This window comes from Pseudoalteromonas sp. SG41-1, from assembly GCF_014164575.1.
Lineage (GTDB): Bacteria > Pseudomonadota > Gammaproteobacteria > Enterobacterales > Alteromonadaceae > Pseudoalteromonas > Pseudoalteromonas rhizosphaerae.
Genome location: NZ_JACJFL010000002.1, coordinates 357,098 through 374,076, shown reverse-complemented (window position 1 = coordinate 374,076; position 16,979 = coordinate 357,098). Strand labels below are relative to the sequence as shown.

Below are 16,979 nucleotides of genomic sequence, written 5' to 3'. Positions count from 1 at the left end.
TTCTATGTTACGGAACATTTTTGTGGACAAAAACCATAGATTTTTAAATTCATTAATGCCAATATGGCATCAATTAAATATTGGTGAGTAATTAATGGATACCACAAGTCGCTTATTGATGTTGTTAGAAGTCGTTGAGCGAGGCTCATTCGCTAAAGCAGCAGAAACCCGTAATATTGATCGTTCAGTGATCTCAAAACAAATAAGTCGTCTCGAAGATGATTTAGGAGTACGTTTACTGAACCGCACCACCCGCTCATTTTCACTGACAGCTGCAGGGGCCGAAATGATTAAAAAGGCCAGTGAGTTGAGGCAACTACTAGGTGAAACTGTACGTTTAGCCGAGAATTATCACCAAGAGCCACGCGGTGTATTAAAAATCACTTCATCAACCATTATCGGCAGGCGTTATCTACAACCTGTAATTAATGATTTTCAAAAACGCTTCCCGCAAGTAGAAGTTGAACTAAGACTCGATGATAAGTTAGTTGATCTGGTATCTGAAGGCTTTGATCTTGCTTTTCGGGTCGGTGAGCCAAAAGACTCATCACTGATCGCACGTAAAATTGCGCGCAATAGATTACTAATATTAGCCGCACCTGAGTTTATTCAAACGTATGGATTGCCAAGTAAAATAGAGGACTTAATTGATTTACCCGCAGCCAGTTATTCCAGCACTTCGTTGCGCGTTGAGGGTATTCGTTATGTAGATCAATATGGTCTACCGCAAGAGCAAAAAATTAAGAGTGTGTTTAGAGCCAATGATGCCGAGGTACTGCTCGATAAAACGCTTTCTGGAACAACCTATGTGCTCGCGCCAGCATTTATTATTAATGATGAAATAAAGCAAGGACGTTTAGTGCCCTTATTAACAGACATCAAATTACAAGAATACAGTGCGATGTACGCGGTATATCCACACCGTGATTTACCTGTAAGAACACGATTATTTTTTGATGCGATACGTGATCACTTAGGTAAAGAAACACCACTTTGGGAAAGTAACATTCCCGGTTTCGAGCACATGTATCTAGGTTAAGAAACCTGTTCTAGTTTTGCTGAGTATTTCTGCGAGTCAAAATAAACATTGTTTCGACCATGTTTTTTTGCATAATAAAGTTGCTCATCTGCTGCTTTAATCGCTTGTTTTAGGCTATCGCCATCACGATAAGCAGCTAAACCGATACTTGCTGTTAAACTTATTTCACGCGCACCAACATTGATAGCCGTACTTTGCAAACCGACTCTGATATTTTCAGCAATTTGATAAGACTCTTGTTGATTTGAATCAGGAATGAACAGTGCAAACTCTTCGCCGCCAGTACGAAAAACTCGCCCCTTGTTAAGTGTTTCTCTTAATATAGTGGCAATTTCAACCAGAACTTGATCGCCCACATCATGACCAAATTCGTCATTTACTTTTTTAAAGTAATCAAGATCTAGCACCATAATAAATAAATTAATTTTGTCTACCAACTCAACTTCAAAGTAATGGTTCATTGCTAAACGGTTGCCGGTGTTTGTCAGCGGATCTAACAAGGCAAGGTTTTCTAGTCGCTCTGAAAATTGTGCTCGGCTCGCTTCAAAAATATGCGCAGTAACCCAAACTATCACATAGCTAAAACTCATATTTAGGTACAGGTTAAGCTCTGAAAATGGTGCTAAGGAGGGTTTACTAATAAACACAGCCGTTTGTACACAAACTAATAACAACGATAGGTAAAAACCACACTTACAACCTAACAATAAATAAAATAATATAGGTAAAGTAAAAGTCCAGACGAACAGGCCACTCTTAACAACAGCAAGGTAAGTGCCCAAGATTACTAATAGCATAATACAAAGGCACAATAATAACGGCTGCCAAGTCTGAAATTTTCGTGTCCGAGCATAGTTAAAAGTATAAAAACAATAAATAGCAAAAACCCCTTCTAAAATCCCTAATGAGTAAAAGTCATTAATAAAAAGATTAAAATAGGTAAAAACACTCGCTAAAATTCCGAAACAGAAACAAATCCATTTCAGTAAATTTTCACGTAATACTTGAGCGCTATCTAAGGCTGCGATATCCATTGATTAACTTTAATTCGAACGAAAAAAAGTCAGTCTAACGGTTAATTGAAAGAGTACAAGCTCTATTTGTTTTTGATATATTCATTTTTATAAAAAATTTTTAAAATTAAGATCTTAGCAACTAACAGCCTATTCATCATTAATTAATTGTTCTATATCTTCTAACATATCGGAGAACTCAGCATTAGCATGCTGGCGCTGTTTTGCTGTCAACGTGGCTCTTAAACTCACAAGTAAACGCGCATAGCGCTTTGAATTTTCAGCATCTAAGCGAATTAATTCGTCACTCATAAACACCTCTCGCTCAGTAATGACAGCTGATAATTGGCTAATAAACTGATCGCGGCTAAGTTGGCTGTCAAAAAATACCTGTTTGAGTTTATCCAGCCGAGTTTGCTTGTAAGCTTGCCTTAATAAAAATGTTGCTTGAAATTCGCTGTTCGCTTGGGTGATCAAAGACACTTGTTGTTCACTCAGTTTACCAAGCCACTGTTTATAAGTATCTAACTGACGTTCAAGGCGATCTTGCTCACGCTGTGTTGGGGTTTGTTCATTATACTCGTCACTTTCTGTTGTTATATCCTCTGCAATGGCAGCAACAAATGCTTCTCTTTGCTCCGTGGATAAACCAATAGCAAGTTCAATAAGATCGTCTCTTACATACATAACTAACGATTGCCAATGTGTTTTAAAGCCTTGAAAATACGTTAATAATGCTTGCTCTGAAGGGTCTTCATCAAGTAGCTTTTGTAATGCCAACAGATCCTGTCGATACAAAGGTAATTGCGTCTTACGATGCCAATCCCGACTTTTCTTAATTAAGTCTTTAGCTTGTTTGCTTTGCTGCTTCGATAAATCAACGTAGTCATCAATCCAAAACGCCGATAACCAGCCTATATTATTGTAGGTAAATGTAGCTGAGCATCCAGTCAGAGCTAATAGAAACACACCAACCACTGCGGATTTATAATTCAAGCACATGTTTTTTATAGACATTTTTATTTTTCTTACGGTTCTTTATAGCACTACGTTAATCAACTTAGCGCATTATGTAAATGAGGGGATTAAAATAAAACCGAATAAATGGAAATAATTATCATTTAGCTATTGACGCACATTCAAATACAAGTAATAATCGATCGCATCAACACCAAGCAGCCCAACACGACACGTTTGCGCTTCTTGTAAGAATTGAACGTACCGACCTCAGTGCCCTAGGGAAGATCGACCAGTAAGGATGCTGGGCCCCTTTAGTACAAAGTTGTTGATGAAGATGGTGACGCTTCGAGCATATTATTTACTCGACCCAAGTAATATAATTAAAAGATCACACTCACTTGCTACATTGTTCATATCGGTGACGGTTGATATGACCCAAAAAGCCCCATCAGGGGCTTTTTTTATTCCTTTAAATTTTCTGTAATATCTGTATCTTATGTCTAAGTTTTATCATTTATAGTGCAAAGCTGGGCAATTGTGGTTGTTGGGACTAAAATTAAACAGTAACACGCTAATTGGAGGTATTGTCATGTGGCAGCCGAAGTTTAAGATATTGTTGATGGTCGGTGCACTTAGCATCTGTGGTGTTGCTCATGCGGGACTTGAAGAAGGGATCCGCGCAGCCAATGAAGGTCAATTTGAAGATGCACTTAGAGAGTTTAACTACCTTGCAGAAAAAGGCTTTGCACCAGGAATTTACGAGCTAGGGCAGCTATATGAAGGTGGCCACGGCGTAACGCGCGACTATCACAAAGCTGCTGAACTTTACCAGCAAGGCGTTAAAAAGAACCACGTCGACTCAATGTTTGCATTAGCTGTACTTTACCAAGAAGGTAAAGGCGTTAAACTTGATAAACAAATGTCAGTTTCACTCTTTAAGCAAGCCGCGGCAAAAAACTTACCTGCTGCTCAGTTTAACTTGGGTGTGATGTACGCCAACGGCGATGGCGTTGCGCAAGATTATAAAGAAGCTATTAAATGGTATGAAAAAGCCGCTGGTAATAATTATACGCTAGCACAGTTTAATATGGCGCTGATGTATTTTGAAGGCCATGGAGTCGAAAAAAACATCGAAAAATCATACATCTGGAACACTGTTGCTGAGTATAATGGTAATTTAGATGCCAGTCACAGTCGCAAGCTAGATGAGCGCAAGCTGATGCCTGCGCAAATTGCAGAAGCCAAAGAAAAAGCTGATGCATTGTATGAAAAAATCCAAGCTGGGCTGTATGCGGGCGAAGATCGGATGTTTTAACTGCCAGTTAAAACGCTATTGGATTGTACTTAACGCCAATTTATGGCCGCAAGTACAACCATTTAAGTATTTTAATCAATATCTTATTTTGCGCCAACAACAATCCTAATTTAGGATTAAAACCACCCGTTTTCAATGTATTACGTGCATGGCTAAAGGTTAAAAAGCCTTCTATACCGTGATAGTTTCCCATCCCAGAAGGACCTAAGCCACCAAATGGCGCATCATCAGCAGTCACCTGCATTAAGGTGTCATTTATTGCGAAGGTACCACTTTGTGTTTGCTGTTGAATACCTTCATTGATTTGTTTATCTTGCCCCATTATGTACAAAGCTAACGGCTGAGGACGTTGATTTATGTATGCAATCGCCTGAGGTAAAGCTTGATAACTGACAATCGCAAGAATTGGTCCAAACAGTTCTTCTTGCATCAACTTCATATTGTCATTCACATCAGTCACAATGTGCAAACCAAGACGATGCTTATGTTCGTCGCTTTGGTTTTCATCTAACGGCTTAATTATCTGTGCGCCCTGTTGCTGTGCATCTGCCAATAAATCGGTTAAACGCTGAAAATGGTGGTGATTAATAACCGAGGTTAAATTTTTACCCTCGACACCTAAGTTATAATGTTTTTTATATAAGCTACAGAGACTTCTGACTAACTGATGCTGTAAGTTTTCCGGCACTAAAACATAATCGGGGGCAACACAAATTTGCCCTGCATTGGTCATTTTACCAAATAAAATAGCTTTAGCCGCCTTATCTATATCCGCTTGCGCGGTAATGATAACGGGCGATTTGCCACCTAACTCAAGAGTTACTGGGGTAAGGTTTTTACTCGCAGCGGCCATAACATGGCGCCCTACAGCTGTAGAGCCGGTAAAAAATAAGTGTGCGAATGGCAAACAGCTAAACTGTTGACTTAATTGCGCTTCACCTTCGATCACTGCGCAATGTTCGCTAAGCTCGCCGATAAATAGTTTTTTGATTACTTGATTGGTGTGCGGAGTAAATTCACTGACCTTTAATAATACCCGATTACCTGCGGCAATTGCGGTTATCACCGGCACGATTGATAATTGAATTGGGTAATTCCATGGAGAAATTATTCCCACCACTCCTTTGGGTTGATAGCTCACAGCAACTTTTGATGGCGCTAGGCTCAAACCCGCTTTTCGTGGAGAATTTTTTGCCCATTTAGGTAAATGCTTGATGGTGTGGCTGATCGTTTTGACCGTAGGCAGTATATCACCCAAAATCGTATCAAAAGCAGTGCGAAAGCCAAAGTCTTTCGAGCTTGCAGCTACCAATTCAGCCTCTAATGCCAACAGTTCACGTTTTAAAGATTTTAATAAACGGATCCGCTGTGATAATGCTAAATATGGCTGGGCATCAAAATGCAGCTGCATTTCATCAAATTGCGCTTTTAGCTCAGGGTTACATACAGTGCCAGTGTCAGACAAAAGCATACTCATAAACAAAATAAAGATTTAACCACTATAACTTTGTTTCTTAGCAGGGGCAATATAGAGCGCTATCAACAAACGAATAGCGCTCCGGTTGGGTAACTTTGAATTACTTAAAAATTAAATACCGATGCAGCAAGGGTCATAGTGACAAATGTGATCAGCGCAATTGCAACAATATTTAATGCAAAGCCAGCTTTGATCATATCCCGCATTTGAATTTGCCCAGAGCCAAACACAATGGCATTAGGCGGGGTCGCTACAGGCATCATAAACGCACAACTACAGGCTATAGCCGCAGGAATAACCCAGACCAATGGCGAACCTGTGACTGACTCAGCGACAGGGCCAAGTAGTGGTAAAAATCCAGCTGCGGTTGCTGTATTACTGGTGATCTCAGTTAAGAAAGTGATTAAGGTTGCAATTGCTAATACACTCAATACTAATGGAATGGCGCTGACGCCTTCAATCATATGAGCTATGTATTCAGCCAAACCTGATGACTTTATTTGTGCCGCTAGGGTTAAGCCACCACCAAACAACAATAACACTCCCCAAGGAACTCCTGCCGCACTTTGCCAGTCAAGAATACGTTCATCACTGCCTTTATTAGCAGGCAAAACAAATAATAATAATGCTGCGGCAATGGCAATACCGGTATCCGATATTTTTAAACCAGAAAAATCAGCGATCAGAGGTCTAAATATCCAGCACACAGCTGCAAATAAAAACACACATAACACCCCTTTCTCAGCGCGTTGCATGGTGCCAAGACCTTTTAACTGCGAGCTAAATAGTGACTTGGTGTCGACTTTTTTAGATTTTTCATCCGTTTTATCAACTTTGTAAGCAAACTTGGTCAGCCACAACCAACAGATGATCAACATAGTCAGTGACAATGGCACACCCACCATCATCCATTGCGCAAAACCAATTTCAATTTTATAACTATCTGATAAATAAGCGGCCATCAATGCATTCGGTGGCGTACCTATTAATGTTGCAATGCCGCCAATGCTGGCACCATAAGCAATAGAAAGTAACAGTGCTTTACCAAAACCATTATTATTTGGATTAGATTTTTGCACTAAATGGGTGATAGACATAGCAATAGGTAACATCATCACTGCTGTTGCAGTATTTGACATCCACATTGATAAGAATGCCGTTACTAACATCATCGCTAATATCTGCAAACTCGGTTTTGAGCCCGCGTAGAGCATAGTACGTAAAGCAATGCGCTTGTGTAAGCCCCAACGTTCCATCGCAATGGAAATTAAAAAGCCACCTAAAAACAAAAATATTAAGGGGTGCGCATACGGTGCAGCGACACTTTTTATCGCAGCAATGTCAGCCAACGGAGAAAATACCAACGGCAATAGCGCCGTAGCTGGAATAGGAACTACTTCACTCACCCACCATGATGCCATCCAAAATGCTAATCCTGAAGTACGAAGAGCAGCGGTACTCATGCCAGCAGGAGGATCGATCAAACACGTAAGTAACATGACCGCAGGGCCCAATAACAGCAGCAAGATCTGTATCATTGGATTTTTTTCAGGTTTATCGTCTAAAGTTTGTGTGCTCATATTCAACCCCTTTAAAATTTATACTTTAAGCCAAGGGCTAAGCTACTATCCGTTTGCTGTTGCAAATCTAAGTCAGTATAGAATAAGTACGCGGTAGTTTGTTTATCAAATAAATAATCCACACCTGCAGTCCACTGGCTGCCCTTAGTACTTTGGCGAATAGTTGAGTCATCACTGGCAAATTGTAGTTTTGGCTGCCATTTGTCAATGGTATAACTGGCACTCAACACATAGCCGTTTCCTGATTTAGTACCATCTACTGACTCACTGTGCTGGTAAATAGCACCTAGTTGTAAATCATTTTTTTGCCACGCGCCAACGATGCGACTGGCGTTGATATTATTGAGTGAATCAATATGGCTGATCGCCACATAATAATTTTTATTTTTTAAACCACGGTCACCATAAATTAACGTAGCGGCATAACCGGCTTCATTATTGGCACTGTCATCCTTCAAAGCATAGGTAAGTGATAGCTGAGCACCCGCATATGATTTTGAACTATACGTTATGGTATCACCAAGGCGATCTTGACCCGGTAGTAATTGAGCAATATCGGCTTGAGTTTCATTGAAGTTATCAACTTTACCTTCTGAATACTTAAAGCGTGTATCGTTTCGACCAACTACAACTTCACCAAAATTTCCCGCTAAACCTAAATATGTATTACGGGTACTAAATGGCTCATCGGTATCATCGTGCTCAAAGCCCTTTACTTGCACTTCGTATTTAAATACCGCTTTTAACGAGTCAGTGAGTACATGTTGCCCTTTCACACCAATGCGTGAAAAAGGCGCATCGATTTGCGTTCCTTTTTTAGCATAGCGCATTACACCGTTGTCAGTATTAGCAATTTGTACTTCTGCTTTACCATAAATGTCATACTCTGCAGCATGAACACTTTGTCCAAAGCAAGCTGCTGCAAAACTCGTTGCTACAAAAACAGAGGTTAGCTTTTTGTCTATTATTATCATTGTGTGCCCTTATTGTTAGGATCATTTGTTGTTCCCGCTAATAAACGCAAGTTTACTGCCAACTGCTTATAAAAAAGTAAAGTTTAATATATTCAGATAGTTAAATTTAAAATTAAATTATACTTACAATAAAGTGTGCGGGATCCCACACACTATCAAAGCGTCTGTGTCACTGTTTCCACCCATCAAATTAAGCTGAGCAGGTAAATCACTTAAGCAAAGCTCTGGTTAATCAATAAACATGTCACGATTGAGGCCATATTTACTCATTTTGTCATACAAGGTTTTACGAGCAATCTGTAAGGTATTCATAGTTTCTTTAATACTACCTTGGTGGCGCTCAAGGGCTTCTTCGATTAAAGATTGCTCATAAAAGCACACTTTTTCCGCCAAACTCAGATCGGGCGATAACTCACTGCCATTATTATTTTCGGTATTGGCGAACGCTAATTCAGCACCCAGCAGCACCGCTCGTTCAGCTTGGTTTCTAAGCTCTCTGACATTACCTGGCCACTGGTAACTAAGTAAACGCTGTAATATATCGCTACTTAGAGGAGCCGGAGGTTTATGAAAACGAGTCGCGGCAATAGAGCTAAAATGTTTGAATAATAAAGGAATATCAGCTTTCCTATCACGCAATGCCGGAATACTTACCCTCACTAAATTGAGTCGATAATATAAGTCAGCTCTGAAGTCCCCTTTTTCGACCAAGGATAATAAATCAACTTTGGTTGCCGCAACGATACGTATGTCTAAGTCAACCGCGGTATTAGCGCCGACGGGGGTCACTTTTCGCTCTTCTAAAACGCGAAGTAACTTTACTTGTAATGATGCCGGTGTGCTTTCTATCTCATCTAAAAACACCGTACCACCTTGAGCAAACTCAAACTTACCTTGGCGACTGTGTGTTGCCCCTGTAAACGCGCCACTGGCCGCACCAAATAGTTCACTTTCAATCAGTTGCTCTGGTATGGCACCACAGTTAATTGCCACAAAATTACAGTTTGAACGACTGCTTTGATCGTGTAAAAAGCGTGCAACTAACTCTTTACCGGTGCCAGTTTCACCTTCAATCATCACATCTGCGGGAGTGTCGATCACCGCATTGAGCAGATGCATCATTTGCTGCATTTGCACGGTTTCCCCTAAGATCCGCACACCTGGGGCTGACGTTTTTTCTACCGCTAATTTTAAAGCACGGTTTTCCATTACCAAGGCACGCTTATCGCACGCTCTGGCAATGCAATCTAATAACTGCTCAGTGAGAGGTTTTTCAAATAAGTCGTAAGCCCCTAATTGCATTGCTTTAACAGCCACTGATACATCAGCAAATCCAGTCAGAAAGATCACCGGTAATTCGCTATCAAATGCTTGAACTTGTTCTAAAAAAGCCAGTCCATCCATTTTCGGCATATTAATATCACTGAGCACCACCCCGTTAAAACGACGATTAAGTTTTGATAAAGCACTCATTGGATCGCTAAAACACTGTACTTGATAGCCTTCGAGTGTCAGCAATTGGTCAAGTGAATCGCGGATCATCGCTTCGTCATCAATAACAATGACCTGTTTACAATCAGTTGCTAACGTATTCATAACGCTCCTTTAGTACTTGCTAAGGTAATAATGAATTGAGCACCACCGCCAGGGCGATTATGCGCACTTAAACAGCCATTAAATGAATTAATAATTTGCTTAGAAATAGATAGCCCTAAGCCAAGGCCATTAGTTGATTTAGTGCTATAAAAAGGCTCAAAAATAGTCCCAAGCGCATGTAACTCGATACCAGGCCCAGTATCCAAAATAGACAGCTTAACGCGGTCGTCAAACTGCTCTATCTCAAAACTCAGCTCTCGCACTGTGCTGTCAGCCATTGCTTGGCTGGCATTGGTGATCACATTCACTAATACTTGCTCAAATTTAATGCCATCAACCCATACTTTTACAGTGTCAGCAATATCAGCGGCGTTAACGTTGACATCATCCTGCTTTAATTGCGCGGAGGCGATCACCATGGCATTTTTAAGTAGCTGGCTTAAGCTTTGCTCCCTTAACTGTGTTTGTGCTGGTTTGCTAAAGTGCTTTAATTGTCCAACAATTTTATGTACTCGTTCGATCAGCGATTGCACAATAACAATATTTTCAGCGGCCTTTGCAATATCACCTTTGGCAATCAAGCGCTTAGCACTAACCAAATACGTACTCATAGCACTCAAGGGTTGGTTAATCTCATGATTGATACCAGCACTAAGTTGACCTATGGTGGCCAATTTGGCTGTTTGCACCAGCGCTGTTTGTGCTTTTTCGAGTGCATGGGTGCGCTCTATAACTTCTTGCTCAAGGCTATGACGAGAAAAAAGTAATTTTTTATAGCCAGCAAAACGTGCCATTAAACTGTAAAAAAGCATTAACCCCCCAGCATAAATCACACTCAACCAAAACAATCGTCCTAGTTGATTAATATTCACCGACGATATATCAACAAGCACAGTTATTTTTGCATTAAGTCGCTCAATCGGCGCACTTGCAGGCACATATTTACTGCGTTTATTCGCATCATTAACGTATAACAGGGGCATCCCTTGGCTAGTAATGTGCTCAGCAGTGATAACTTTTGGTACATACTCTAGGTAGCGTCGGCTTGTCGTAAAGTGTTGATAGTCTGCTGCTGTGAGGCTATGCAACGAATTGAGTCGCCATGATGGGCTATCGGACATAGCAATAATATTATCGTCTAAGCTTAAATAAAAATGGCTAGCGTGGGACGCATTCAGTAATTGTCGATCAGTTTCAAACTTAGATACATTCACTTTTAAGGTGACCACACCTATTACTTGGCCATCGCGATAAATCGGTTCAGAAAAATAAATGCCACGCTCTTTAGATCGTAAACCAAGAGCAAAATAGGCAATTTTGTTACCCGCCAATGCCTGAGAAAAATACGGACGAAATGCAAAGTTATTACCGATATAACTGTAATCAAGTTGCCAATTGCTCGATGCAATAACATCCCCTTCACGATTAAGTACATAGACGTCTGATGCACCACTGGCTTGTTGGATATCAGCCAAGTAATTATTAATAGGCTGCACGGGCTGATCAGTATCACTGAGAAATGCAGTGAGTAACTGGTTATCAGTAACTAAATGAGGAATAGTTGCAAAACGAGAGAGTTCGGTATCAAGATAATTACGCAATTGACCCACTTGGAGTTCAGCTTGCTGCTTGGCATGACTTAAATCATAGTGTCGGCCAAATAGAAAACTAAGCAACAATACACTGATTAAAATGGCAACAGCGATTAATATTTTTCGGGGAAAACGCAGCATGTTCAACCAAAGGGCACACCTGAGCGTCCCTAAAACTTAAAATTTGATTTGATAGTGTAACGAGTATTCACTGCCGACACCAGCAACAGCACCATCTGTGACTCTTGGATCGTACACACGGTAGTGCTTATCTAAGAGATTATGGGCTTTAAAACTAATTTCACTGCGTGCAGAAAATTGCCAACTCACAGCCCCGCCGAGCAAAAAGTAAGCCGGTTGAGTAAAGTCGCTTGTCATTGTCGGGCCACTGACGGCATCGCGCCAAACACTATTGAGGCTCAGCACCCATTGCTGATGATGATAATTAGCAATCACACTAGCAAAGCGCTTAAACGTTGGCTTAATTGGCGTATCAAAATACTCGCTGTAGGTCGCTTCCACTGATAAATCACTAGTAATGTGGATCATGCTATCTAATTCAACACCACGATTAATGTCATCTAATTGATTTTCAAAGGTAAACTGATTATTGGCAGCTGAATTTGGCACTAGATTAATAAAATCAACAAGTTGATTATAAAAAAGCACCGAATTAATATGCCAATCTTGTCCCTCGTAGCGCCAAACAAGCTCTGTGGTTTTAACATATTCAGACTTTAAGTTTGGATTGCCCTTAGTCACATCATCATCTGAATACAATTCATTCGTCACAGGAGTGCGAAACGATTCACCGTATTGTAATTTAAAAGTATGCGCGCGAGTTGGTGAATAGATTGCGGAAATGCGAGGCGATAATTTACTGTCTATCGCTTTAACATCATCATAACGTGCCCCTAAAAATAAGGTCAATTGCTCAGCAAAAGGCACTTTGATTTGCCCATAAATACTTCGGGTTTCAAAGGTAGATTGCAAACTCTGAAATGGCGCATAATTACTGATTGTAACAATCCCCCCTTGATAAAACGGATCTTCAACAATAATTTCACCGCTGTTAATATCAAAATAATTAACACGTAAGTCCGCTTTATGTTGCTCTGCGTGGCTATATTGCAAGCCTGAATTAATTGACCAACCATTATTAAATTGCTGACTGGCCTCTACACTGACTGTTAAATCCGTCGTATGCCAATCAGGACCAATAAAAAAATCATAACTGGCATTGGGTAAGGCTACTGCAGGTGCGATTAATCCAGCACTTTGTATTTGATGATGTGCATACGCTATTTTTGTAGCCAAAGTACGTGTATCAGTTTCAAGCCAATCATAACCTACAGATAGGAAAGTATTCTCACTACGATGTTGATTACTGTCAGAATAACCACCAAGGTTTAAAAACTCATTCAGTTCAACCTGATTATAACGCGCTCTCAAAGCCAGTTTATTGATATCGACACCCGCTTCAAAGTAAACTGATTGCAGTGGATCGTTTACCCCTTGTGGATAACGCTTACCACTTTTCTGGTTATACGCGCCATTAGCAAATAGATGTGTTTGCTGATTAACTTGATGACTAACCGAGAATGCAGCGCCGGTTTGACCTACATTTCCCACAGCCAGCGACATTTCATTATTTTGGCTTTTAGTCACTATATTCATCACCCCTAAGAATGCATTACTGCCATATAAAGCAGACCCAGGGCCACGTATGAACTCAACTTTATCAATAATTTCTATAGGTATATAAGGGATATAAACTGACGCTTTGCCAAATGATGACTCATTTAAACGTTCACCATTGATCATCACTAAGATATTGCCGCTATCAAGGTAAACACCTCTTGCGTGATCTTTTGGTACAGCGCCTACCCAGTCACCACGAGTAGATTGCATACCAGGAACAAAATTCATCAATTCAAACGCATTATTCACCCCAAGCGAGGCTATTTTTTGGCGATTAAAAACTGTGATGGTTGAAGGTGCTGAAGCGAGAGTTTCTAAGGTTTTTGAGGCAATATCGACATGAACGTCAAGTAAATCCTCAAAGCTAAGCGCAAATAAATCCTCAGCCTCGCTCGCCAATAAGGGAGTTGTATAAACACACAAAAAAAGACATGCTGTTTGCTTCAAAATCATTACGCCGCTTTACACCTATATTTTTCATTGGAGTTAGCACATCATAAGTAACGTGCTATTTACAATATTAATACAAATACGCGACGGCGTGAGAGTTTTTCTCTATTAATTTATAAATTTAGGCTACAGCTGAAATCTGCTTAGCTTTTAGGTATTTATATAAACCAATTAATGAGGCTGCGATCCAAAATATTTCAATCACAAAACTTGCTAAATTAAAGTTATAACAAAGACTTATAAGCAACAAAATAGCGCCAGATAAATTCATCATGTTATATAAAAGCCCTGTTGGCGTGGCTTTACCCAGTTGTAGCATAAAAAACGCGCCAACCACTAAAAACGTACCTGTCATACCAACAATATCAAATAAAAGTGCAATCACGGGTGTCCCCTATCCTTTTTAATCATACCCAACAAACTGGCCCATTCCATGGGGAGGGTTGTTTTCAATCATTGAAACAGCAAACCGGGTAAGTTTAGCAGCCTCGCCAAAAGCGCACAGGATAAATGTCCGCTTTAGCGAGTTCATTTAAACGTAACTTTGCCGCCGATCATTTTATACGCGGGTGCGCCTCGGATAATTGCTTCTCGAGCAAAAGGGCGTGAGCAGTTGGGGCATACGCAAGGAATAGTGGTGAAATCTTGACTGATCCGTTCGATAAAACATTTAACCAATGCCCCTTTGCCGCCTTTACGATATTTGAATAGGGGAGCTTTACATTGACTACAAAAAATATCGACCGTTTTAGTAGGGCCTTTTTTATTCGGTTTTGCCATTATTTTGTTACTTTTACTACAAACACGCGAATAGATTAACAGCTTATGGCCAAAGTCCAAAGATTAAGCCCATTAAAGTAAACTGTAAAATATGGTAACCGCTATTGATTAAAAACAGCTTTAGTGGTCGTTGTTCATAAATATAGCTCATCCCTAAGGCACTGCTTACCCAACATAGTCCAACCGCAAAGCCAACGCCTACCGCAACCCCTAAATGTGGATGTGGTCCTAAAAACAGTGATAAGCCAAAAGCGATAAATAAAGATAAAACAAAACCGCCACCAAATACCCATTTTGGATTTGTTGCTTTTAAATCCAGCTCCGTTAATCCACAGCCTTCTAACCAGGCTCGTTGAAACAACCAAGGTGAATACCAAACGCCTCCTAACATAAAAGAAGACATGGCAGCTAATAATACGGCTACAAAATCCAGTTGTGATAAATCCATAATGACTACTTATGCTGATTGCAAAAAATACAATGATATTTTTACTGTAGTTAATGAACGCCATTGCAGCAACTATCTAAACTGCAAAACTATCTATGATGCGTGGCTGGTGCCAAAATATAAATACACTAAAGTAACCTGAGCTCCATTTAAAGTGACTAAAGGCGACTGTATTACTTAGTTGACCGGGTAAAACTTATTGCCTAAAAGGCAACAATAAACTTACTGAGCATTACTAAACCGGAAACCGTGATCCGAAATAACGCTCACTATTACGCTAGGATTTACTGCTGAACTGGTTTTTTTTGTAGCTTACGCTGTAAAGTCCGCCGATGCATATTAAGTTGCCGAGCAGTTGCTGAAATATTGCCTTGATTGGTATGCAGCACTTGCTGAATATGTTCCCACTCAAGACGCTCTGGCGACATAGTTACAATATCATCTGCAATTAACTCAGTAGTTGGCACGCATGTGCCTGTTAAGGCTCGTAATAACGTGAGCATATCAACGGGTTTTGTTAAATAATCATTTGCACCTAGGCGCATAGCCTCTACCGCTGTGGCAATACTGGCATAGCCTGTTAATAATACAATATGTGCGTCTGTTAGTAATGCTCTCAGTGGTGCGATAAGAGCTAAACCGTTATCGTCAGCTAATTTCATATCTAACAGAATATGTGTCGGTGCGAAGTTTTTAGCTATGCCAATAGCCTCGGCTTTATCATGTGCCAGCTGACATGCAAAACCGTGTTTGTTTAAGCGCCGCGCTAACGTATTGGCAAGATTAATATCATCTTCAATAATTAATAGCTTCATACAGGCTCGACTTGTGGCTCATCAATGGTTAATTGTACTTTGGCAACCGCGCCACCTTGTGGGTGATTAAATAATGTTAAAGAGCCTTGTAAACGCTCAAATGTTACATTTGAAAGCATAACTGCAAGCCCCATCCCCGTTTCACTAGGCATTAACTGACCCCCTAACTCTGCCAATTGTGCTGCGCTAAATCCTTTACCAAAATCACGTATAACTAAACTCACTGTTTTAGGGTTATCTGGAGTCTGTTGCCAGTTCAATTCCAGTGTTTGTTGCTGTGCCTGTTGATTGGCAAAAGCAGCATTTTGCAACAAGTTTAATATCGCTGGCAGTAACATAGCATCATTAGTAACCGAGCTAGCAGGCGCTGCATTTAGCCAATTAAGCTGTTGATCGGGATACTGTAATAGCATTGTATCGCTAATTTGTTGAGCTAATGCGTTTAACGATACAGTCGCTGCAACCGTTTGTGTGCGTAGTTCAGATGACAGGGTACGAAACTGTTTTAACTGCTGTGCGCATTGCAACAAGGGCTGCTGCATGTCTTTCACAATCTCATTATCGGGCTGCTCTTCAAGAAGCTCTTCATACAATAATTGTAAATTGGCGATTGGGCTGGCTAATTGATGAGTAATTTGTGCCGCAGCACCATCAAGCGTGACTAACTGCTCTGCTCGTAATTGTTTTTCTCGCACAGTTGCAATTGTGCGCTCTCGCGAATGCAGTGCACGGTTCATAGTGCCGATAACGAATGCTATAACGCTAGCACTGATCACAAAGTTAACCCACATACCCACAAAGTGACTGGTCATTTGCATATGATGCATGCTGTGCTGAGGCATTTTAAATAGCAGCACGCTATAGGCGGTGATCGCTAATACAGCAATATAAGCTAAGCCGCGAGCACTGACACTCACCGCAGCAATCATTATTGGTAACAACAGTAACGACACAAATGCATTGGTCGCACCACCACTCAAAGACAGCAATACCGATAAAAAAAGCACATCGGCCGTAAGCTGCATTAACATCCCAAGTTCTTTCGCTTTACTGACATTACGATAAGCAATCACGCTTAAAATTTGGAATACGGCTTCAAGGGAGATCACTACCAGTAGAGGCAATAAAGGGATTTGGTGCTCAAGTAAAAAATAGACTGCTACAACGGCCAATAGTTGAATTGCAATTGCACCACTGCGTAACATCAGTAAACGGCTAATCGCAGGATCAGTGCGCATT

At 40.5% G+C, this 16,979-nt stretch carries 15 protein-coding genes; 2 read left to right on the top strand and 13 right to left on the bottom strand.

Features of this window, described 5'->3' with window-relative positions:
- Positions 1-94 precede the first annotated feature (94 nt).
- A complete protein-coding gene (locus H5203_RS03055) occupies positions 95-1,039 on the top strand; it encodes a LysR family transcriptional regulator (protein ID WP_145236132.1) in 945 nt (314 codons plus the stop codon).
- Here the strand turns inward: H5203_RS03055 and H5203_RS03050 are convergent.
- Together H5203_RS03050 and H5203_RS03045 are read right to left on the bottom strand one after the other, a co-directional pair.
- Complete coding sequence (locus H5203_RS03050) at positions 1,036-2,073, bottom strand: GGDEF domain-containing protein (RefSeq protein WP_182734103.1); 1,038 nt, start codon at positions 2,071-2,073, stop codon at positions 1,036-1,038. The two genes, H5203_RS03055 and H5203_RS03050, sit on opposite strands and share 4 nt — an antisense overlap.
- Positions 2,074-2,202: 129 nt before the next feature.
- A complete protein-coding gene (locus H5203_RS03045; RefSeq protein WP_182819360.1) occupies positions 2,203-3,069 on the bottom strand; it encodes a DUF6279 family lipoprotein in 867 nt (288 codons plus the stop codon).
- 532 nt (positions 3,070-3,601) lie between these two features.
- Here H5203_RS03045 and H5203_RS03040 point away from each other — a divergent pair.
- On the top strand, positions 3,602-4,327 hold the full coding sequence (locus H5203_RS03040; RefSeq protein WP_145236141.1) for a tetratricopeptide repeat protein: 726 nt from the start codon (positions 3,602-3,604) through the stop codon (positions 4,325-4,327).
- 40 nt (positions 4,328-4,367) lie between these two features.
- Here the strand turns inward: H5203_RS03040 and H5203_RS03035 are convergent, their stop codons facing one another.
- The 11 genes from H5203_RS03035 to H5203_RS02985 all read right to left on the bottom strand — a co-directional run bounded on the left by H5203_RS03035 (position 4,368) and on the right by H5203_RS02985 (position 16,978).
- Entirely contained in the window at positions 4,368-5,798 is a 1,431-nt protein-coding gene (locus H5203_RS03035; RefSeq protein WP_259398280.1) for a coniferyl aldehyde dehydrogenase, read from the bottom strand.
- A gap of 110 nt (positions 5,799-5,908) precedes the next feature.
- Positions 5,909-7,384: a DASS family sodium-coupled anion symporter gene (locus H5203_RS03030; RefSeq protein ID WP_145236148.1), complete on the bottom strand. Its 1,476-nt coding sequence runs from the start codon at positions 7,382-7,384 to the stop codon at positions 5,909-5,911.
- Between the two features lie 11 nt (positions 7,385-7,395).
- On the bottom strand, positions 7,396-8,358 hold the full coding sequence (locus tag H5203_RS03025; RefSeq protein WP_182819359.1) for a porin: 963 nt from the start codon (positions 8,356-8,358) through the stop codon (positions 7,396-7,398).
- A 228-nt stretch (positions 8,359-8,586) separates the two neighbouring features.
- Entirely contained in the window at positions 8,587-9,954 is a 1,368-nt protein-coding gene (locus tag H5203_RS03020) for a sigma-54 dependent transcriptional regulator (RefSeq protein WP_145236154.1), read from the bottom strand.
- Positions 9,951-11,687, bottom strand: coding sequence for an ATP-binding protein (locus H5203_RS03015; protein WP_182819358.1), 1,737 nt, complete (start codon positions 11,685-11,687; stop codon positions 9,951-9,953). Before H5203_RS03015 ends, H5203_RS03020 begins: the two co-directional genes overlap by 4 nt.
- A gap of 36 nt (positions 11,688-11,723) precedes the next feature.
- Positions 11,724-13,700, bottom strand: a complete 1,977-nt coding sequence (locus tag H5203_RS03010) for a TonB-dependent receptor (RefSeq protein WP_182732495.1) — start codon at positions 13,698-13,700, stop codon at positions 11,724-11,726.
- A gap of 118 nt (positions 13,701-13,818) precedes the next feature.
- Positions 13,819-14,082 (bottom strand): hypothetical protein, encoded by a 264-nt coding sequence (locus H5203_RS03005; protein WP_145236163.1) that lies wholly within the window; start codon positions 14,080-14,082, stop codon positions 13,819-13,821.
- A gap of 143 nt (positions 14,083-14,225) precedes the next feature.
- Entirely contained in the window at positions 14,226-14,477 is a 252-nt protein-coding gene (locus H5203_RS03000) for a hypothetical protein (protein WP_149980101.1), read from the bottom strand.
- A 43-nt stretch (positions 14,478-14,520) separates the two neighbouring features.
- Positions 14,521-14,925 carry a DUF1761 domain-containing protein gene (locus H5203_RS02995; RefSeq protein ID WP_145236169.1) on the bottom strand — a complete coding sequence of 135 codons (405 nt, stop codon included), beginning with the start codon at positions 14,923-14,925 and terminating at the stop codon, positions 14,521-14,523.
- A 284-nt stretch (positions 14,926-15,209) separates the two neighbouring features.
- Positions 15,210-15,740 (bottom strand): response regulator transcription factor, encoded by a 531-nt coding sequence (locus H5203_RS02990; protein ID WP_145236172.1) that lies wholly within the window; start codon positions 15,738-15,740, stop codon positions 15,210-15,212.
- The gene (locus H5203_RS02985) at positions 15,737-16,978 is read right to left on the bottom strand and encodes an ATP-binding protein (RefSeq protein ID WP_145236312.1); all 1,242 of its coding nucleotides are present in this window, start codon (positions 16,976-16,978) and stop codon (positions 15,737-15,739) included. Before H5203_RS02985 ends, H5203_RS02990 begins: the two co-directional genes overlap by 4 nt.
- Between the last annotated feature and the right edge of the window lies 1 nt (position 16,979).